Origin of the sequence: Streptomyces sp. MMG1533 (genome assembly GCF_001279775.1) — a bacterium.
Taxonomy (GTDB): Bacteria; Actinomycetota; Actinomycetes; order Streptomycetales; family Streptomycetaceae; genus Streptomyces.
Map to the genome: position 1 here is coordinate 1 of NZ_LGDG01000221.1, position 20269 is coordinate 20269.

The window sequence follows — 20269 nt, forward strand, 5'->3', positions numbered from 1 at the left end:
GACCACCACACGGGAGGAGAGCGCGTCTCGGAGTGCGGACACACGGGCCCGGCTGTCGGCGGAAGGGGTCGGCGGCACAGAGGCCATGAAAAGGGCTCCTTCGAGTGCGACGGCTGTCGGCTTAGCTACCGGAGGACCGGCGTGCTCGATGCAACGGTACTCGCCACCCCTATCGGTGTCGCCAAGGAGATCTGATGCGATCAACGGCGGCTGATGCGCCTGGCGCTGATGAGGGTGAGGATGCCGAGGCCGACGAGGGTGCCGGCAGCGCCGATCAGTTCTGCGGTCGTGTGCATGGAACCTCCAGCGGGCGGCAGTGGCCGAGGAAACGGGCGGGGATTAGTCATATAGGCACGAGGACCTGAAGGCTGCGGAATCCGTAGCCGGACCGTCGCCCGATTTCACCCGGAGAGCAGACAGGTCGCAGAAGTGGGGTGGCGGGTGGGCGGCCTTGCGTTCGAACGCCTACGATCCTCTGTTGTGTCCAAACTGACCGACGTGCCCAAACGGATCCTGATCGGGCGCGCACTGCGCAGTGATCGGCTCGGCGAAACGCTCCTGCCGAAGCGCATCGCACTGCCCGTCTTCGCCTCCGACCCGCTGTCCTCCGTGGCGTACGCGCCGGGAGAGGTGCTGCTGGTCCTCTCCATCGCGGGTGTGTCGGCGTACCACTTCAGCCCCTGGATCGCCGTCGCGGTCGTCGTGCTGATGTTCACGGTGGTCGCCTCCTACCGGCAGAACGTGCACGCGTACCCGAGCGGCGGCGGCGACTACGAGGTCGCCAACACCAACCTCGGGCCCAAGGCGGGCCTCACGGTCGCCAGCGCCCTGCTCGTCGACTACGTCCTCACCGTCGCCGTGTCGATCGCCTCCGGTATCGAGAACCTCGGCTCCGCGGTCCCCTTCGTGGTCGAACACAAGGTGCTGTGCGCGATCGCCGTGATCGTGCTGCTGACGCTGATGAACCTGCGCGGGGTCAAGGAGTCGGGCTCCCTGTTCGCGATTCCGACGTACGTCTTCGTCGCGGGCGTCTTCATCATGATCGTGTGGGGTGCGTTCCGCGGGCTGGTCCTCGACGACACCATGCGGGCGCCGACGGCGGACTACGAGATCAAGCCCGAACACCAGGGCCTGGCCGGCTTCGCCCTGGTCTTCCTGCTGCTGCGCGCCTTCTCCTCCGGCTGTGCCGCGCTGACCGGTGTCGAGGCGATCTCCAACGGCGTCCCGGCCTTCCGCAAGCCGAAGTCGAAGAACGCGGCGACCACGCTCGCGGCCATGGGCCTGCTCGCCGTCACCATGTTCTGCGGGATCATCGCGCTGGCCATGACGACCAAGGTCCGCATGGCCGAGAACCCGGCGGTCGATCTCGTCCACAACGGCGTCGCGCTCGGCTCCGACTACGTGCAGAACCCGGTGATCTCGCAGGTCGCCGCGGCCGTCTTCGGCGAGGGCAGCTTCCTGTTCATCGTGCTCGCCGCGGCCACCGCGCTGGTGCTGTTCCTGGCCGCGAACACCGCGTACAACGGCTTCCCGCTGCTCGGCTCGATCCTCGCCCAGGACCGCTATCTGCCCCGCCAGCTGCACACCCGCGGCGACCGGCTCGCCTTCTCCAACGGCATCGTGCTCCTCGCCGGTGCGGCCGTACTGCTGGTGTGGATCTACGGCGCCGACTCGACGCGGCTGATCCAGCTCTACATCGTCGGCGTGTTCGTGTCCTTCACGCTCAGCCAGACCGGCATGGTCCGCCACTGGAACCGCCACCTGGCCGCGGAGAAGGACCAGGCCAAGCGCCGCCACATGGTCCGCTCCCGCGCGATCAACACCTTCGGCGCCTTCTTCACGGGCCTGGTGCTGGTCGTCGTCCTGGGCACCAAGTTCACGCACGGCGCCTGGGTCGCGCTGCTCGGCATGGTGATCTTCTACGCGACGATGACGGCCATCCGTAAGCACTACGACCGGGTCGCCGAGGAGATCGCCGCTCCCGAGGGCCCGAGCGACGACAGCGTACGGCCGTCCCGCGTGCACTCGGTCGTGCTGATCTCCAAGATCCACCGGCCGACGCTGCGGGCACTGGCGTACGCCAAGCTGCTGCGCTCGGACACCCTGGAGGCGCTCAGCGTCAACGTGGACCCGGCCGAGACCAAGGCATTGCGCGAGGAGTGGGAGCGGCGCGGGATCGACGTACCGCTGAAGGTCCTCGACTCGCCGTACCGCGAGGTCACGCGGCCGGTCATCGAGTACGTGAAGAGCCTGCGCAAGGAGTCGCCGCGCGACGCGGTGTCCGTGATCATCCCCGAGTACGTGGTCGGCCACTGGTACGAGCACCTGCTGCACAACCAGAGCGCGCTCAGGCTCAAGGGCCGGCTGCTGTTCACGCCCGGCGTGATGGTGACCTCGGTGCCCTACCAGCTCCAGTCCTCCGAGGCGGCGAAGATCCGGGCACGCAAGCGGCAGGAATGGAGCGCGCCGGGTGCGGTGCGGCGCGGGCCGGCGGAGGAGCGGACGAAGGAGTCGTCGACACCGACGTAGACTGGTGGGCTGTTGTCCGGCCGCCCCACCTTCTTTCCACCCCCTTTCGCATCTGGAGTCACCCCGCCATGCAGGCAGAACCGAAGAAAACGCAGGCGGCGTCGCTCGTGGGGGAGGAGTACGAGGTCGAGGTCGGCCCCGTCGCCCACGGCGGGCACTGCATCGCCCGTACCGACGAGGGTCAGGTGCTGTTCGTCCGGCACACGCTGCCCGGCGAGCGGGTCGTGGCGCGGGTGACCGACGGCGAGGAGGGGGCCAGGTTCCTTCGTGCGGACGCGGTTTCGGTCCTGTCCGCGTCCAAGGACCGCATCGAGGCGCCCTGCCCGTACGCCGGTCCCGGCCGCTGCGGCGGCTGCGACTGGCAGCACGCCAAGCCGGGCGCTCAGCGCCGCCTCAAGGGCGAGGTCGTCGCCGAGCAGCTGCAGCGGCTCGCCGGGCTCACGCCCGAGGAGGCCGGCTGGGACGGCACGGTGTTGCCGGCCGAGGGCGACAAGCTTCCGGCGGGCCAGGTTCCGCAGTGGCGGACGCGCGTGCAGTACGCGGTGACCCCTGACGGTCAGGCGGGGCTGCGGCGGCACCGCTCGCACGAGGTCGAGCCGATCGACCACTGCATGATCGCCGCCGAGAGCGTCAGCGAGCTGGGCATCGAGAAGCGCGACTGGACGGGCATGGAGTCCGTCGAGGCCATCGGCGCGACGGGTTCCCAGGATCGTCAGGTGATCCTGACGCCGCGACCGGGCGCCCGCCTGCCGCTGGTCGAGCTGGACAAGCCGGTCTCGGTGATGCGGGTCGAGGAGAAGGACGGCGGCGTCCACCGCGTCCACGGCCGCCCCTTCGTCCGCGAGCGCGCGGACGGCCGTACCCACCGCGTCGGCAGCGGAGGCTTCTGGCAGGTCCACCCGAAGGCCGCGGACACCCTCGTCACGGCCGTCATGCAGGGCCTGCTGCCCCGCAAGGGCGAGATGGCGCTGGACCTGTACTGCGGTGTGGGCTTGTTCGCGGGGGCATTGGCCGACCGGCTCGGCGACCAGGGCGCGGTCCTCGGAATCGAGTCCGGCAAGCGCGCGGTCGAGGACGCCCGGCACAACCTCGCCGACTTCGACCGCGTCCGCATCGAGCAGGGCAAGGTGGAGTCGGTCCTGCCCCGCACGGGGATCACCGAGGTCGACCTGATCGTCCTGGACCCGCCCCGGGCGGGCGCCGGCCGGAAGACCGTCGAGCACATCGCGTCGCTCGACGCGCGCAGGATCGCCTACGTCGCCTGCGATCCGGCGGCGCTGGCGCGGGACCTGGGGTACTTCCGGGACGGGGGGTACCGGGTGCGGACGTTGCGGGTGTTCGATCTGTTTCCGATGACGCATCACATGGAGTGCGTGGCGATTCTGGAGCCTGCGAACAAGGCCGCCTGACCTGCGGTTTTATGTTCCGAGTGGTTCGCTCGACCTGTTTCCCTCCGCGAAGCGGGTCAAGCAGACAGCCTCACCAGTACAAGTCGCTGACCTGCGGTTTCAGAGTGCGGCGGCGGTCTGCCGACCGCCGGTGCCGGATGCTGTTCGTACTTCTTGACGCTCGAGTGACGCTCAGATGGGAAGCCCGGCACAGAGGCACGATCTGTGGTGCGCAGGTCGAAGGAGATCCGGAACCCCTTGACGTGCTGGCTTCGCGCCTGTCTTTGCCGACGGCGGCGCGGGTGAGTTCGAAGCCGTCCACCCTGACCTGTGGTTCCCTGGTCTCCCATGTCTGCTTGCACTTCTCGGGTTCAGAGTGTGAGCAGGCTTCGCAACGTGAGACTGATGCCTACGGTGAGGACGGCGAGAGCGGTGAGGACCGTCGCGTAGCGGGTGTATCGGCGCAGGGAGGGCAGGCGGCGTTCACTCAAAGCGGCGAGTCGGCTTCCGCCGCCGGAGAGCAGCAGGCCGGCGGCGGTCAGGGTGAGGGCCATGCCGACGCCGTAGCCGACGACGAGCAGGACGCCGAAGGATGTCCGGCTCAGTGCGATGGCGCCCAGCAGGACGACCAGGGCCGAGGGGCTGGGCACCAGACCGGCCGCGAGTCCTACGCCGAGGAGCGCGGAGAGGCCGGTCCGGCGCGGCGTCCCCGCCTCACGGGAGTCGGTCTCGTGCGCGTGGTCTTCGTGGCTGTGTGAGGGTTCGGTCGCGCGCCGGTTCTCATGACCGTGGGGGTGGTCATGAGGGTGACCGTGCACGTCAGTGGGCTCCCGTGTCTCGCTGTCTGTGTGCCCATGGCTGTGTCCGTGGTGCCAGTGTGCCGGGGGCCGCCCCGTCCGCAGGGCCCGTACCGCCGTCACCGTCAGCACCATCCCCAGCACCGCGATCACCGCACCGCTGACTGCCCCCAGCCATCCCAGCAGTCGCTCCCCGACGAATCCGCCGCCCGCGGTAAGGATCAGGCCCATGGCCAGGACCCCGGCGGTGTGGGTGGCCGTGACCGTCGTCCCGACCGCGAGAGCGGCGCGGACGCCGCCTTGCCGGCGGGCCAGGCAGGCGGCGACGACGAGTTTGGCGTGCCCGGGCAGTGCCGCGTGGCCCGCGCCCAGGAGCAGGGTCAGCAGGACGGCGAGGAGACCTACCGGCGGAGTGAGGTCCCGGCCCGCGGTCAAATCGGTGAGCCGGCGCTCCAGCGCCGGAAAGAGCACGGTGCCCCGGTCCACAGCCTGAACTACTGGTGTCTCGTCCGGTTTCACCGGCCGGGGGGCACCCGGAGCGGCCCCGCCCGGCCCCGGCTGCGTGCGCAGTTCGGCCTTGACCACATCGAGCGGCTGCTCGTCCCCGTCTCGCGGGTAGTGGCGCAGCACATCGCTCGGACTCTTCGAGGGAACCGACGAACCGGCCAGCCGTAAGCGGTCGCCCGGGACAGCGGTGATCTCCTTCCAGCCGGTCCGTGTCACATCCGCCCCCGAGACGAAGGCGACGTCGGCGGGCCGGGAGAGATCGGCGTCGGCCCGCAGGGTGCAGGCCAGCCGGGCGACGGGGACTCCCGCGGCCCCTTTCCCGTACGTCAGCGTGGAGTGGCCCACCTGCCAGGCGAGGCGCTCGCCGCCCACCGAAATGTGGGTGCGGTCGGCGAGTTGCGCACATCGCTCGGCTGCCCGGTGCGCCGCTTCGGCTGGTGAGATCGCTGCGTCGCGGTCGGTGTCCGTCGCCTCTTCGTCCTGCGCGGTGGGGATCTCCGCGCTGTCGACGACGGCGGTGTCCTCGATCCGGTCGTGCGACAAGCGCAGTCCGTCGTGGTGGTTGACGCTGAAGTTGCCCAGCGGGTGGGCTTGAGCCGTCGGTGCGGCGCTCAGGCCGAACAGCACGAGCAGGGGTGCCGCGACGACGGCCGCGCGGCATGGAAGCTTCATCGACTACCCGTCTCCGTCGGGTCGGTGCAGGAAGAGGTGTGGGTTCAGGGCGACGGCCTCGCTCAGATGACGGGATCCCTCGGGCATCGCCAGAGCCCGCTCGACAGTGCCCCGGTGGTAGCGGAACAGCGCGTTCTTCCAGCCGGTTGCGGCTGCCCGGCGTGCGTAGGCGAGGGCCTCGGTGTCCTGCCCCGCGCGGTGCAGCGCCCACCCGAGCGCATCGGCGACGATGACGCCCCGAGCGTGCTTCCACTCCCTGCGCCCGAGTTCCACCGCGACCTTCGGGTCGTCGTGATCAGCCGCATAGAGGATGAGATACGGGTCGACGGGACCGCCGTCCGCACGGACCATCCGTACCTGTGCCGACAAGGCGGCCCGTTCGCTCCCCTGGCGGGCGTCCCCGGTCGCACGTCGAAGCTCCAGCGTCTCCAGCAGGAACTGCGGCAACGGCGTCCGCTCGACGAGCCGCGTGTACAGGCCGAGTGCCCTGCCGGTCTGCCCCCGTGCGGCGGCCACCCGGGCGATTCCGGCCTGCCCGTACGGATGGTCCGCTGCGGCGGCCAGGGCGCGCCGGTAGTGCCGTTCCGCCTGGTCCACCTTGCCCCGGGACCAGGCCAGGTCGCCCAGGCGGGCCTCGGCGAAGCCCCGTTCGTCCTGGGTGACCGCGCTGTCCACGGCTCGCTGGAGCGCGATGGCGGCGTCCTCGGGCCTTCCGCCGGTCTCCAGGTCGTAGGCGGCTCTGCTGTAGGCGGCCGTGGCCGGAGCGATGTCGAGCATCCGCTGTACGGCTGCCCGCGCCTGTGGATAGTTCCCGAGCTGGATCTCGGCGTCCGCCAGCACGGCGTACCCGTCCGGCCGGTCGGGTGCCATCCGGGTGGCGCGCAGCCCGTACTCGCGCCCCTTCGCGAACTCGTGCCGGGCGTTGGCGAGCAACCCCCGCCCAGCCACGGCCCCGTAGTTGTCCGTGGCGTCGAGGGCGAGGGAGCGGCGCAGGGCCCTCTCGGCGGCGTCGAGCCGGCCCGCGTCGAGGGAGGTGCGGGCCTGTTCGATTTCGGCGCGGGCCAGGCCGGACCAGGCGGCCGGGTCGTCGGGGTATGCCTCCGTCGCCTTGCGGGCGGCTACGACAGGGCTGACGCCGGCGCTGTGGGCGCCCGCGGGGGCGGCGGTGGCCTGGGGCCGGGAGGTGTCAGGACCGAGATACAGAAGTCCTGCCACACACCCGGCCACGGCCACCGCCGCGCCCCCGGCGGTGATCAGACGCCTCACGGGCCTGCGTGCGGGAGATTGAGGTACGGGAAGACGGCCTGGGCGTCGGCGGGCTCCAGACCGACGACCGGCTGCGGGAGCAGCCCCGCGGCGGACGGCCCGGCGGGCTCGCCCTCCAGCATCCGGATCAGCGGCCCGTCGATGTTGTCGTTGAGCCGCCGCCCGTTCGGGAAGCCCTGGAGGTCCCCGTCGAGGACACCGTGCGCTTTCGGGCTGGCGGTGACGGGGGTGCTGAGGTTCAGGCGCAGTTGCTCGGCGAGCACGATGCGGCTCGGGTCGGCGTCGGCGTTCATCGTGTGGGTGTTGAGGTCGAAGCCGAACGCGGCTCCGTTGTCCTTACCGATGCCCTTCATGAACAGGGCCTGGATGTCGTGGCGCGGGGTCGCCGGTGCTTTGCGGCCCTGTGCCCTCTCGATCCGGTGCGGCGGTACGGGGTCGAGGGTGGCGGCCAGGAAGTCACTCTCCAGGTGGTCGTCCTTCGGTGCGCGGGCCTGGAGCCGGTCCTCGGGCCCCCCGGGCCTGGCCAGCCCGATGGTGGAGCCGAACAGCGCGAACGCGACGTGCGGCATGCCGTGCCGGGAGACCTGCCGGAAGGTGGGGGCCTGCGCCGAGAGACTGCGCTCCAGGTTCGCGCCCTGCCGGGAGACGGACGCCCACACGCCGACGACCGGGTTGCGCTTCGGGTCGCCGTTCAGGGCGATTTCGCTCTTGGGCACTTGCAGGACCAGGCTGTTCACGTTCAGCGCCGACAGAGGCTGGGCATCGGGCAGCCATCCCGGTACCGGGCCGCGGGTGCCGACCGTGTACAGGCCGAAGACCTGGGTGTCGGCTTTGAACGACTCCGCCGCCTGCGTGGCCACGGTCCGGCCGCCGCCAGGGAGTTGGCGGATCGCCTGTGTCCGCAACTTGCCGTAGTCGGGCATCAGAGCCCGGCCGGTGTTGGTGGGGGAGGCAATCGCGTCCTTCAGCAGCGTCTGGCTGACGCCGCCCGCCTTGACCTTCTCCAGGGTGTACTTCTGGCGTACCCCGAGCGACCGGTCGTCGAGCGAGTTCACCGGCAGGGGCCCGACCTTCGGCCCTGTCCCGAACGGCCTGCGGTCCTCGTCCCTGAAGGTCCAGCGGTAGGTGGTGTCGGGCGCCCCGTCACCATCGGCGTCCGCGTGGATCTCGTACCGGGCACCGGTCGCGAACGGGAAGTCCACCAGCGCGTTGGCCGCGGTACCGGGCACTTGGAAGGGGCGGACGTTCGCGATGAGCGTGACCATGTCCGCGTTGTCCGGGCTGGTGAAGGCGTACACGTCGGTCAGGTCCGCCGGGGAGTCGAGCACGGTCGACGGGGCATCGATGTGCCCGCCCGCCTCGCTGGTGCCCGTGAACTGCCCGGACAGGGCAGCGGCGGTGAATGCGGCAGTGGTGACGGCCAGGACAGCGAGCCGCCGACGGGACAGTGGGTTGATTCCAGACGTTTTGGGGGTTCCCGGCACGCGTGTCTCCAGGGCTGTGGGTGGGGGTCGCTCCAGCCAACAGCGCATGTGATCTTGGCGCGACCGTTACTCATCGCAGACCACTCGTCGCGTGACTCTTTTCGCCCGGACGGGCTAACAAGCCGCCCTCACGGTCGCAAAGCCATGCATCGATGGGCATACTCGCCGCTGCGTCGATCTTCGTCCGCGTCGTTGCCCCGACGTCGAACTGGGCCTCTCCACCCCACTGTTGGGCCTATCCAGGAAGGGTTCCGACGCCTTCACTCCCCTCACAGACTGGAAACGCTTATGCGCATGCACGCGCTCCGCCGTCTCACCGTCCTCGCCGCCGTGGCCGCGCTCTCCCTACCGCTCGGCCTGGCCTCGCCCGGAGCGGCCGCCCAGCAGCCGACCAGCGCCACCAGGACGGCAGCCGCCGCCGAGCCGCTGCCGGGCGCCTACATCTCCCCGTGGGGCGATGCGCAGGTGGAGATTGGTGACGAGACTCTCGCCTGGATGGAGCGCGAGGGCATCACTATGGAGGCCATCAGCCCGTTCGTCATGGACGCCGACGGCCGGGGCTTCAGCATGCCGATCGGTTCAACGGCCGGTGACGGCCTCGACTCCAAGGGCCGTATCTTCTACCCCGGCGGCCTCAAGATCCAGCACCAAGGATCCGGCAAGACGATCACCCTGAAGTCCACGTTCATTCGCGTCATGCCGACGCCCGCCTACTCCGCAGGCGTGTCGATCGACGGCAAGGCGCTCCTTGAAGAAGTAGTGATCGCCGAGTCCACCTACGGCGAGGTCATGGCCGGCGCCCGCCCGAGCGCCACAGGCTTCCGCATCAAGAAGGCCCCGTTCTACGTCACCCAGCAAGCCGCAAACCTCTTCGCGGCCGCCACCGGAGCCACAGCCCCGCGCGCCGGCAGCCTCTTCGGCACGCTCACGCCCAACTTCGACTACGTCCCGGGCACGGCGAAGCCGCCGACGGTCCCGACCCTTCCGTAGCTTCCGCGCACTACCGGAAGGCCAGGCCGACGCCCGGCACGCGCCCGGCTCCTGGCTCTTCGGGCCGTCACTCTTCTGCCTCAACCATCTGCTCGGCAGGAGGGGCCGGCGCGGAGGCAGCCGGCAGGGCGTCAGGGGCGGAGGCGGACACCCGGCGGGCGCCGCTCGCCGCCGGAAACGGTGCCTCCGCCGCGGCCGCCGAGCCCGGGCTGCCGGCCATGCAGTCGGCTGGCAACGGCCTGTTCGGTGCCGCCGAGGTGAACGTCGTGGCCCCGAACACCTATGTCCTGCGGGCTTGTTCTGTCCGTCGCGACCCACGGGCGCCCGCGGTCCGCGCGGGCGGCGGTGGGTGCCCCTGTCGAACTGAAGCAGGTGACGTCGCGCACTGTGCCCCGCCGCCGCGCGCGGTGCGAGAGGGCGCAGGGGCGGGTGCCGCGTCACCGCTCCCGCCGCGGTCGTCGGCCTGACCCTCGCCATCGAGGTCACGCACGCACATACGGCCCGTCGCACCACGTCGTCCCGCACCTGGCCGCCCCGATAGAGGCGTGTCGGCTCACGGCCGCCCGAACCGGGGATGACGCACGCCTTCGAACGCGTGGGGGGATGCGCTCCGGGTGATGCGGGCGCCGAGCCCCGCGGACGGCAACTCGCCCACGCAAGGGGCCGTACCGGAGGAATCCGATACGGCCCCTTGGCCATTTACGGCGGGCGCACGGGGCCCGGGGCCCAGGGCACCTACTGGGCGGCGGTGCCGTCCTTGCGGACCAGCCGGTCGTAGGCCTCTTCGAGCCTGGCCGCGATCTGCTCGACGCCGATGGAGTCAAGGCCCTTCTGCCCCGCCACGGCGGCCTTCGCCGCCGACGACGCAGAGTCGAACAGGGCCCAGGAGTCGGCCGTGTAGTCCGCCTGTGCCGGACTTCCGACCTTCTCCAGGCCGTCCCGGATCGGTGTCGTGTCCACCGTGTCGGCCACTCTGTCGACGTCACCGGAGAGGGCGTTGAACGCGTCGAGAACGATCTTTCCGGACTTGAGGACGAACCTCGCCGTGTGCGGGCCGTCGGGCAGACCGCGCAGCGCGTACGTCGCGAGGCGCTTGTCGGTCGCGGCCGTCTTCACGTCCCGTGCGATCAGCTTTCCGTCGACGTGGACGTCGAGGACGGCGGTGCCGTTGTTGCCGCCGATGACGTCGATGCCCGTGCCCCTGAACGGGACGGTGAACGACGCGCCGGCGGTCGTGCTGGTCGATGTCGACCGGTACCAGTCCATCGCGTCGCCGAGGGCGGCGTTCCTGTTCCACGTGCCGTCGTAGGTGACCGAGCCGTCCATGTTGTCGAGCTGCGCGCGGGCATAGGGCGTGTACCCGTCGATCTTCTCGACCTTCAGGTTGTCGAACGCCGTCTTGTGGAAGTCCGTTCCGAGCTTGACGCGGCCTTCGGTCTGCGGAGTCGGGTCCTGGTACGTGAAGACGGCCTTGCCGTCGATGTAGGTCGTGATCGTCGAGCCCTTCGCCTCGACGGCGAGGCGGTAGCTGTCGGATGCGGCGACCGTTCCCGACGTGACGGCCTTCCCGTATTCGTAGAACGTCCAGGCGCCGGTCGGCGCGATGCGCACGTTGTAGGCGGCGTCGCTGATCGCCATGCCCTTCTGCTGACGGACACCCAGGGCGGCGAGTCCGCCGTCCGGGTCCGGGAACGAGACGTCGACCGTGGCCCGGTAGTTCTCCCAGCGGAAGTCGCCGACCGTCGTGTTCGGGGTGTTGCGGTTCCAGGCGCCGGTGTCCTTCATGGACTGGTCCATGTACTGGTACAGGACGTTGTTGCCGCTCGCGTCCTCACCGACCTCCCAGGCGCCGGTCTGGTCGACCATGTAGCGAGGCTGGTCGCCGCGCGACCTCAGGTAGGACTGGGACGCCTTGTGCGCGCCGTTGCCGGTGCCGACCCGGACCCTTCCCTCCTCCTCGTACCCGAAGTCGTCGGCGTACAGGACGTTGTCACGGGTGTTGTGCTTCTTGCCGGTCGCGTCGGTGTCCAGCACCGTGCGGTCCCCCGACTCGGGCAGGCGTTGCTTCGTCGCCTTGTCGTGGCTCTTGTCGAGGGTCGTCAAGGTCACGATCGACCTCGGCCTGACCGTGTAGGTGTAGTAACCGTCGCCGACGGGCTGGATCTCGTCGACGAGGCGCTTGAAGTTCGCGTCGTAGGGCCGGCCCGCGTCCGGTCCGCGCGTTTCCCAGATCTCCATGGTCGGGTCGGAACCGAGTCGCATGTTCTCGGCCTTGATCCGGTAGGTCTTGGGCTGGTCGCTGTCGTTGACGACGATCGTCGAGAAGTCCTTCTTACGGGGATCCGCGAGCGTCATGTAGCTGGGGGCCCCGTTGGAGCCGTCGAGGTTGACGGTGCCGCTCACCCCGCTGTAACTGGCCTCCGGCACGGTGCGCCAGATGCCCGCCGTGTTCGTGTCGTCCTCCCAGCCGGTCTTCGCGAACTGGGTGAAGTGCTGCATCACATAGAGGGCCGCGTCGTAGTGGAGGTAGCCCGACCACGGGTCACGCGCGCTGACGAGTTCCTTGTGGCTGTACTGCGCGCCTTCGTAGAAGGAGCCGATCGCCGGCTGGAAGATGTAGTGCGTGCGCTTGGAGTTGGCGTAGCTCTTGACCTGACGATTCGCGAGATCGAGGGCGCTTTGGACGCCGCCGATGCCGGTGCTCGTTCCGTTCGGGCCCTCGGTGTTGTTGACGCGGTAGTCGGTGTAGCCGAAGGAGGCGGTTCCCTCGCTGTACCAGACTTCCTTGTCCTCGTCGTACTTGTTCTCACCGGTCGCCAGCCTGGTGTACGGCAGGTAGGTGTCGCTGCCGGCGGCCCCGTCGTGCCGGTCCTCGGTGGTGTAGTGGTAGCCGACCGCGTCGACGATGCCGAAGAGCTCCGCGTCGCTGAGAACTGACGGCCCCATGTTGAGGGTGTCGTTCTCGTCGGAGGCGATGATCTTGATGCTGTGGTAGGCCTTCTCGGCCTGCTCCCGCTTTTCTGCCGGGATGCCGTAGCGGGAGTCAGTGAAGTCCGTGTCGGTCAGAATCGCGTTCTTGTACCACTTGATGAAGGCCTCGTTCGGATCCCGCGTCTCGTTCGTGTCGGGGTCGACGTAGTCGACCATGTACCCGTATTTCTCGTAGGCGTCGAGGATCGTCTCCTTGTACCACTTGTACATCTCGTCCGCGCCGGTGCCCTTGTTCCATTGGTTCTGCACCCATTGGGGCATGACCCAGCGGAGAATCGAGACCTTGAGCTTCGGGTTGACCGTCTTGGCGTCCGCTGCCAGTTGGAAGCCCGGGGAACGCGACGCGTCCGCGAGTTCGTCCGCTGTGCGCATGGTCGCCGGATCGGAACCGGTCGACGTGTTGGTGTCCGAACCCATCTCGACCTTGACATGGTTGATCAGGGGGTTCTTTCCACCGAACAGCACTCGGACGAGCTGCCAGTACCGGGCGGGATGCTCCGCCTTGTAGTCCATCAGCAGGTTGCTCGTGCTGTTGCAGCTGAGCACGCCGAGGCCCTTGTACGTCAAACCGTTCACGTTGTCGGCGCGAACGTCGTCCCCGTTGACCACGACCTCCACGGGGTCGTCCGCGGTGTGGGCGGCCGGCGCGGTGACCACTCCGGCCGCGAGTGCCATCGCGGTTGCCGCGGCAAGCGACAGCCAACCGAGTCTTCGCTGTGTGCCCATACCGCTTCGACTCCTTCTTCTCGTGGTGCGTACCGACGCCCAGACGTTCGAGATACCGAAAGATGTCCGTAATACCGGGAGGACCGTAGGTGGTAAGCGGTTTCTACGTCAATCCCTGTGCACGGCATGGCAATTGAGGTCCACTGGACGCCTTTGCCGACTGGGGAGCGCAGGACGCGGAGGGTGGCCGTTGCGGGAGACTGCGGCACTCGGGGAGTGGGACGGAAACGCCTGAATTTCACCCGGCTCTCCTTGTCCGAGGACGCTGCTTCGTCGAGCCCGTCGACGGGGGAGGCAAGGCCAAGTGGAGCAGCGCCGGGTTCGGCCCGGCGGGTTCCCATGAGCTGACGCGCGCCGAACGCCGGGTACTGCTGGGCGAGGACCCGCCCGTGCGGATGACGGGGCGGGCGGCTGCCGCCCTGCGCCAGGCAGGCGAGGAGTACCTGGAGCGGGTACACCCCGGAGGCACCCTGATCATTCAGGACACGGGCGGCCACCTGCGCTGGTGGACCTGGGCGGGCCATCGCACGAACGCCACACCTGCCGCGACCCTCGGCACGGTCGCCGTGCCGGGGCAGCACGTCAACGACCGTTGGATCCGACTGCCAGATGGGCGTGTCAGGTAGGCGTGTCAGATATACGCGTGTCAGGCAGGCCCGGTCTGCCGCGGGGGCAGACGCCACAGAATGGCGGCCGGCCGGTGGCTCCGCGGTGTCGGCGAGCAGGTCTTCGGAGGGTCCACGGGCCACTTGGGGTTCCGGCGCCGAATCGGGCGCCGGGCGGGTTCGTCCTTCACCGCGACTGTCAGGTGTGCGGGGGTGTCGCGGTAGCCGTCCCGGGCCGGTGGAGTGGTGTGGCCGGTGGGTCATCGATGGGTGCCCGTCGCGGGCACGGCGGTACCTGTCCGACGCGCGGGGCCGCCGGCAGGTCCGACAAGCTCCATGGAAAGCGCGTCGACATTCTCAGGCAGGGCCGTTCGGCCCTTGTTGCCGGTTGCACGTACTGACTTCACTGATCCCGCGGTCCCGCCCGTGCCGTGGCGCTTTGGATCCCGCCTGTGGACGTGGTCTTGCGGACCGCTCATGGGCGAGACGGGCGGGGCCGTCCAGTGCGAGGACGAACGGCAGAGCGAGAGCACCGTAGGACCGGGAGGTGAGCGGAGAGATGATCGTGGCGGTCGGGCACGCCGACCTCACTTCGCAGACGCTGAAGCTGGTGGAGGCCGAGTTGCGGGCGGTGCTGGAGCGCATCCCCGATCGGGCGCCGGGGGTGGTGCGCGTGGGGGCCGGGGTGCCGGTGGTGTTCGGCCGGGCGGTGCGGGCGGCGGGTCGGGAACTCGTCGTGGTGATCCCCACGCAGGGGATGGTGCCGGCGTTGCTGCCGCAGCGTGACCGGGTGGCGACCGGTGAGGTGCTGGTCCTCGCCCAGCAGGTGCGTCTGCTGGCGTACGACCCGGCGGACCGGGACGCGTGTGTCGGCGAGGACGAGCGGTTGATCGCGGGATGTCGGCAGCTGCTGGCCGTGTGGGACGGCTCGCCGTCCAACGGCCGTGATGTCACAGCGCATCTGGTGGCATACGCCCGCGCCCACGGCGTTCCGGTCGAGGTCGTGTGGCCGCAGGGGGCCGCCCGCGAGGCCGTACCCGGCGTACCGGAGCCGGACATCGGCCGTGCGCCGCGCGGCAGCAGCGACGTATCGACCGCTGTGGGCCCGTGTCCCACCCCGAACACGGGCAAGGCGGAACAACCCCGATGACCAGCACGACCGTGCACCATCTCACCACCGGGACTCAGAGGGACTGAGGTGAGCGGGAGACCGCGTCGGTGGGCGCGACCGGCGCCGGGCGGGCTTTCGCCTGGCTGCTGATCGTGTCCGGCGCCCTCGGCATCCTTGCCTCCTTCGGCATCACCATCGACGAGTTCCAGCTCCTTGAGGACCCAGACTCCTCGCCCTCGTGCGACCTCAGCCCGCACTGCTGGCCGGGCCCGCTTCCGCCGCTGGTTCTGGCTCGGGCTGAACGCCGGCACGCTGTTCGGCGCGGGGTTCTGTATGTGGCTGATGACGCAGGCGCTGTACGAGATCGGCGCGCTGTGTCTCTGGTGCTGCCTGGCATGGGCGGCCACCGTCGCGATGTTTCTGGTAGGTCACCCGTGCACAACCTGCGGCACGGGATCATCCGTGCGCCCCGCGCCCTGGTGGCCGGGGTGCTGGAGTTCCACTGGGCGGCGCCGGTCACCTGGTACCCGAGCATCGTGATGCTGATCGCCACCCTTTCCGGGACTACTGGCAGACCCTGCTCTGAGCCGGCGGTTCCCCGCACGGCCGCGCTCGGCGGGTGGGCGGGCGCGGAGGCTCGTAGGCCCGCGACCGGGAGCACGCCACCCGGTCGCGGGCCTGGGGCGCCCCCGACGCCCCAGGCCGGGTGATGACGCCGTCGCGGGAACGTGTGAGCGGTGGCATCACTTGCCGGCCCGGGTTACCTGCCGTGTTCCGGCCCGTGCCGCTGCACCGCCTGGCCGGTGACGGACGCGCCGCCCGGCCGCCGCTCAGCCCTTCGTGGCCGCGCGCCGCGCCAGGATGGCGGTCCTGCGCTCGTCGAACCGGGTTGCCTGCGTGTCCAGCGAGCCGAGGAACTCGCCCAGCTCCTGCTGGGCCTTGAGTCCCTCGGGCCCGAGGCCGGTCAGGTGCAGGACCTTGAGGTGGCGCAGCACCGGCTGGAGGACGTCGTCGTGGTGGACGCGCAGGTTGTAGACGCCTCCGAGAGCGATCTCGACGGCGGCGCGCTCGAAGCCCGGCAGGCCGTGGCCGGGCATCCTGAAGCCGCTCACCACGTCGGCGACGGCGCGCAACGCCTGGTCGGGGGCGATCTCCAGGGCGGCCTTGAGCAGGTTGCGGTAGAAGACCATGTGCAGGTTCTCGTCGGTGGCGATGCGCGCCAGCAGACGGTCGCAGACCGGATCGCCCGAGCTGCGCCCGGTGTTGCGGTGCGAGATGCGGGTGGCCAGCTCCTGGAAGGCGACGTACGCCACGGTGTGCAGTGGCGAGTGCCGGTTGTCGGAGACGAATCCGGCGGACATGTGGGTCATGCGGGCCCGCTCCAGTGCCTCCGGGTCCACCGCACGGGACGCCACCAGGTAGTCCCGCATGACCATGGAGTGCCGGGCCTCCTCCGCGGTCCAGCGGTGCACCCAGGTGCCCCACGCGCCGTCGCGGCCGAACAGGGTGGCGATCTCGTGGTGGTAGCTCGGAAGGTTGTCCTCGGTGAGCAGGTTCACCACCATCGCGACCTTGCCCACTCCGGTCAGCGGCGACTGCTCCGGCGTCCAGGGCTCACCGCCCAGGACCCCGTCGAAGTCCCGTCCCCGGCTCCACGGGACGTACTCGTGGGGCATCCAGTCCTTGAACACGCTCAGGTGGCGGTTGAGTTCGCGCTCGACCACCTCCTCCAGCGCGTGGAGGAGCTGTGCGTCCGTCCATGTCGTGCGTCGGGTGGAACGGGACGGGGGGATGGTGGCCACGGGAAACCGGCCTTTCGCTGCGGGGACTGAACCTACGGTTCCGTAAGTTATGAGGCCGCGTGGTGGCTCCGCAGGGGCCGTTCGGCCCTACTGGCGCGTACGGACGCGACGTCGGCGCGCATCGAGTGCTCCGGCCTCGATCCCGTCCGGGGGGATCGGGAGTCCGCAGAGGGCGGATGCACGGATGCACCCGGTCGCCGCGCCAGGAAACCACCAGGTGGGCGGGCTCGACAGGTCGAACGTCCCGGTCGGCGGGGGCCGGACGGCGGTGGGGCGGCGGTGCGAAACTGACGCACCTTCCGGTTGCGCCTTCGGTGCTGTCGCTGTCGCTGTCGCTGTCGCTGTCGCCGTGGCCGTCCGCCCTGCCGTCCGTGTCCGCCGTGCGTCATCGTCCGGCCTGCGCGTGGCCGATGGGGAAGGCGCGTTCAGGTCTGTCCGGCACAAGCCGCACCCACTGCTTGGAAGAGCTCGCGAAGCTGCCCGGCGTACGGGTCTGACGGCGCGGCGTGCGACGACGTGGGCGTCACCGACTGCGTGGCGCGCGGGCAGCGCGCGGCCGACGGGATCGCCCGGGCCGCAGCTCTCCGACGCATGCTCTCGCGGCGGGGCGCGGCCCCCGATCGACCCGCCATTGAGGCTGTGAGTTGCACCACCGGGCGGGGACAGCCGGTGGTCGACCGATGCTCCGTACCGCATCGACCACCACACCTCCGACGCCCGCGAGGAGGGCGAGCGCGCGGAGCGGATCCACCAGCTCAGCGCCTGGCAGGAGCAGCCTCTGCACCACGAGGGAGCGGTGCCGAGCTCGCGCCGACCGAGGCGGTCACCCGCCTGCCCGAGAGGGTTCCCGGCGTCGTGTTCGACGAGGCGGCCCGCCAGTTCGAGAAGCGGGAGCCCACGCAGCTCGTCGCGCCGGTGTTCACGGTCAGGGTCTGGAACCGGACGAACGTCACCACCCGCAAGACGCCGGCACCGAGTAGGCGGCGCAGCCCGGGCCGCGCGGCTCGTAGGCTGGCTTCCGTGGAAGCACGTAAGCGCAGCGGCCTCGTCCCCTCGCCCGCCTCCCCTCTGCGGGTGTTCATCCTGGATGACCACGAGGTGGTACGCCGGGGGGTGGCCGACCTGCTGGGAGCCGAGCCGGACATCGTGGTGGCCGGGGAAGCGGCGAGTGCCCGGGAGGCGCTCGCCCGGGTGCCCGCGGTCCGCCCGCATGTCGCGGTGCTGGATGTGCGCCTCGGCGAGGGCGAGAGCGGGGACCACGCGGGGGTCGAGGTGTGCCGGGAACTGCGGGCCCGGATGCCCGGGCTGGCCTGTCTGATGCTGACGTCGTTCGACGATGACGAGGCGCTGTTCGACGCCATCATGGCGGGCGCCGCCGGCTATGTGCTCAAGCGGATCGACGGCTCCGACCTGGTGGCCGCCGTCCGTACGGTGGCGGGCGGCGAGTCCATGCTGGATCCCCGGGCGGCCGCGCGGGTGATGGCGCGGTTGCGCGACCCCCGGCCGGAGCCCGAAGCCCCGTCCGTCTCACCGGAGCTGGAGCGGCTGTCGCCGCGCGAGCAGGAAATCCTGGAGCTGATCGGCGAGGGACTGACGAACCGTCAGATCGCCGAGCGGCTGTTCCTCGCGGAGAAGACGATCAAGAACCGGGTTTCGTCCATCCTGGCCAAGCTGGGGGTGGGTCGCCGCCTCCAAGCGGCGATGCTCGCCGAGCGGCTGCGGGAACAGCAGGGCTCCGGGCGGTAGACCGACGCCCGGTCAGTCGGCGGGCAGCGGCACCCGCCACACGAGCCGGGTGCCGCCCGCTGCCGGGGACTCGACGGTCAGGGTCCCGTCGTACTGCTCGGCGCGGGAGCGCAGGTCGGCCAGTCCGCCGGTGGGCCGGGCGTCGCCCATGCCCGCCCCGTCGTCCGTCACCGTGAGGGTGAGGACGTCCCCGGCCGTCGGCACGGTCAGGACGACCTCCGCCCGGCGGGCACGGGCGTGCCGGGCGGTATTGCTGAGGGCTTCGGCGGTCACCGCCAGGACGTGTTCGGCCACGTCGGCGGGGACGGCGGAGTCCACCGGTCCGTCGATCCGGAGGACCGGGCCGAAGCCGAGCGACCGGGCGGCCAGCCGGGCGGTCTCGGGCAGGCGGCGGCGCAGCCCCGCCCCGCCGCGGTCGTCCCCGGCCGAGCGCAGCTCGAAGATGGTGGAGCGGATGATCTGGACGGTGGTGTCCAGGTCCTGCACCGCCCGCAAGACCCGCTCGGCCGCATCGGGGTGCTCGATCATGCGGGTGGCGCTCTGCAGGGTCATGCCGGTGGCGAAGAGCCGCTGGATCGCCAGGTCGTGCAGGTCGCGGGCGATGCGGTCGCGTTCGTGCAGGAGGGCCAGTTCCTCGGATTCGACGCGGCGCCGGGCCAGTTCGAAGGCGATCGCGGCCTGGTCGGCGAACCGGGAGACGAGGGCCACCTCGGTGTCGTCGAAGGCCGGGCGGCCCGTGTGCCGGCTCAGGCGCAGGGCACCGCGGGCCGAGGTGTCCAGCGGCAGCGGAACGGCCACGGTGGGACCGTACGCGTCCGCGTCGCCCTTGCCGCCGAGCGGATACGCGCGAGGGTCGCCGGCGATGTCCGCTGTGGTCGCGGGTTCGGCCGTGCGGGCGGCAAGGCCGGCCAGTGACCCCTGGGTGGGGAGGACCGCTCCCTCGACGTGCTCGGCGTCGTGGCCGTACGCCACCTCCACAGCGAGCCGGGCACCGCCGCCGGCCGGGAGCAGTACGGCGGCCAGCTCGGCGTCGGCCACCTCGCTCGCGCGCCGGGCGATCAGCCGCAGCACCTCACGTGCCTCGGTTCCGGCGAACAGGCTGCGGGTGATCTCGCTGAGCGCTTCGAGCCAGCGTTCCCGGCGGCGGCTGTCCTGGTACATGTGGGCGTTGTCGATGGCGACTCCGGCCGCGTTGGCCAGGGTGGTCAGGACGGCCTTGTCGTCGGCGTCGAATCCCGCCCCTCCCCGCTTCTCGGTCAGGTACAGGTTGCCGAACACCTCGTCCCGTACGCGGACGGGCACCCCCAGGAACGTACGCATCGGCGGATGGTGCTCGGGAAAGCCGTAGCTGTTCGGGTGCCGCGTCAGGTCCGTGAGGCACAGGGGGACCGGGTTGCGGATCAGCTCGCCCAGGAGGCCGTGCCCACAGGGGGCCCGGCCGATCCGGGCCGCGAGCTCGTCGGCGATGCCCACCGGCAGGAACTGCGACAGCCGCTGCCCGTCGCCGATCACGCCGAGAGCGCCGTATTCGGCGTCGGTGAGGGTGACCGCCGCCTCCACGATTCCGCGCAGCACCTGGGGGAGTTCGAGGCCCCGGCCCAGGTTCGTGACGGCGTCGAGGAGGCTGTGCATCCGGTCCGGCACGTCGAGCCGAA

The 20269-nt window shown here is 70.4% G+C and carries 13 protein-coding genes and 1 pseudogene; 8 read left to right on the forward strand and 6 right to left on the reverse strand.

Features of this window, described 5'->3' with window-relative positions; all coding sequences use genetic code 11:
- The 3 genes from ADK57_RS51385 to ADK57_RS24725 form a co-directional block, all read left to right on the forward strand.
- On the forward strand, positions 1-195 hold a 195-nt coding region (locus ADK57_RS51385), incomplete at its 5' end, for a hypothetical protein (protein ID WP_234390402.1).
- A 285-nt stretch (positions 196-480) separates the two neighbouring features.
- Positions 481-2529, forward strand: coding sequence for an APC family permease (locus ADK57_RS24720; RefSeq protein WP_053751742.1), 2049 nt, complete (start codon positions 481-483; stop codon positions 2527-2529).
- Between the two features lie 68 nt (positions 2530-2597).
- Entirely contained in the window at positions 2598-3938 is a 1341-nt protein-coding gene (locus ADK57_RS24725) for a class I SAM-dependent RNA methyltransferase (protein ID WP_053751743.1), read from the forward strand.
- Positions 3939-4288: 350 nt separating this feature from the next.
- Here the strand turns inward: ADK57_RS24725 and ADK57_RS24730 are convergent, their stop codons facing one another.
- From ADK57_RS24730 to ADK57_RS24740, 3 genes are read right to left on the reverse strand one after another with little or no spacing between them, the layout of a single operon-like run.
- Positions 4289-5893, reverse strand: a complete 1605-nt coding sequence (locus ADK57_RS24730; protein ID WP_053751744.1) for a hypothetical protein — start codon at positions 5891-5893, stop codon at positions 4289-4291.
- A 3-nt stretch (positions 5894-5896) separates the two neighbouring features.
- Positions 5897-7159, reverse strand: a complete 1263-nt coding sequence (locus tag ADK57_RS24735) for a tetratricopeptide repeat protein (protein ID WP_053751745.1) — start codon at positions 7157-7159, stop codon at positions 5897-5899.
- Entirely contained in the window at positions 7156-8643 is a 1488-nt protein-coding gene (locus tag ADK57_RS24740) for a DUF4331 domain-containing protein (protein ID WP_053751746.1), read from the reverse strand. Before ADK57_RS24740 ends, ADK57_RS24735 begins: the two co-directional genes overlap by 4 nt.
- Before the next feature lie 294 nt (positions 8644-8937).
- Here ADK57_RS24740 and ADK57_RS24745 point away from each other — a divergent pair, with 294 nt between their 5' ends.
- On the forward strand, positions 8938-9633 hold the full coding sequence (locus ADK57_RS24745) for a hypothetical protein (protein ID WP_234390403.1): 696 nt from the start codon (positions 8938-8940) through the stop codon (positions 9631-9633).
- 735 nt (positions 9634-10368) lie between these two features.
- Here the strand turns inward: ADK57_RS24745 and ADK57_RS24750 are convergent.
- Complete coding sequence (locus ADK57_RS24750; protein WP_053751748.1) at positions 10369-13350, reverse strand: GH59 galactosidase; 2982 nt, start codon at positions 13348-13350, stop codon at positions 10369-10371.
- Between the two features lie 389 nt (positions 13351-13739).
- On the opposite strand from ADK57_RS24750, the gene ADK57_RS24755 reads away from it, so the two are divergent.
- From ADK57_RS24755 to ADK57_RS24765, 3 genes and pseudogenes are all read left to right on the forward strand, one after another.
- Positions 13740-13976 (forward strand): hypothetical protein, encoded by a 237-nt coding sequence (locus tag ADK57_RS24755; protein WP_159050134.1) that lies wholly within the window; start codon positions 13740-13742, stop codon positions 13974-13976.
- A 526-nt stretch (positions 13977-14502) separates the two neighbouring features.
- The gene (locus ADK57_RS24760; RefSeq protein WP_324612206.1) at positions 14503-15105 is read left to right on the forward strand and encodes a hypothetical protein; all 603 of its coding nucleotides are present in this window, start codon (positions 14503-14505) and stop codon (positions 15103-15105) included.
- Between the two features lie 104 nt (positions 15106-15209).
- A pseudogene (locus ADK57_RS24765) lies at positions 15210-15620 on the forward strand (vitamin K epoxide reductase family protein); the annotation flags it as partial.
- Positions 15621-15896: 276 nt separating this feature from the next.
- On the opposite strand, the gene ADK57_RS24770 reads toward ADK57_RS24765, so the two are convergent.
- Positions 15897-16868: an acyl-ACP desaturase gene (locus ADK57_RS24770; RefSeq protein ID WP_053751751.1), complete on the reverse strand. Its 972-nt coding sequence runs from the start codon at positions 16866-16868 to the stop codon at positions 15897-15899.
- A 1020-nt stretch (positions 16869-17888) separates the two neighbouring features.
- Here ADK57_RS24770 and ADK57_RS24775 point away from each other — a divergent pair.
- Positions 17889-18614, forward strand: coding sequence for a response regulator (locus ADK57_RS24775; RefSeq protein WP_053751799.1), 726 nt, complete (start codon positions 17889-17891; stop codon positions 18612-18614).
- A gap of 12 nt (positions 18615-18626) precedes the next feature.
- Here ADK57_RS24775 and ADK57_RS24780 read toward each other — a convergent pair whose 3' ends face one another.
- Positions 18627-20246, reverse strand: coding sequence for a GAF domain-containing protein (locus ADK57_RS24780; RefSeq protein WP_053751800.1), 1620 nt, complete (start codon positions 20244-20246; stop codon positions 18627-18629).
- Positions 20247-20269 lie beyond the last annotated feature (23 nt).

Coding starts and splice junctions, on each gene's coding strand:
- ADK57_RS24750 (WP_053751748.1), bottom strand. CDS start 13,350: ATGGGCACACAGCGAAGACTCGGTTGGCTGTCGCTTGCCGCGGCAACC.
- ADK57_RS24780 (WP_053751800.1), bottom strand. CDS start 20,246: ATGCACAGCCTCCTCGACGCCGTCACGAACCTGGGCCGGGGCCTCGAA.
- ADK57_RS24725 (WP_053751743.1), top strand. CDS start 2,598: ATGCAGGCAGAACCGAAGAAAACGCAGGCGGCGTCGCTCGTGGGGGAG.
- ADK57_RS24745 (WP_234390403.1), top strand. CDS start 8,938: ATGCACGCGCTCCGCCGTCTCACCGTCCTCGCCGCCGTGGCCGCGCTC.
- ADK57_RS24730 (WP_053751744.1), bottom strand. CDS start 5,893: ATGAAGCTTCCATGCCGCGCGGCCGTCGTCGCGGCACCCCTGCTCGTG.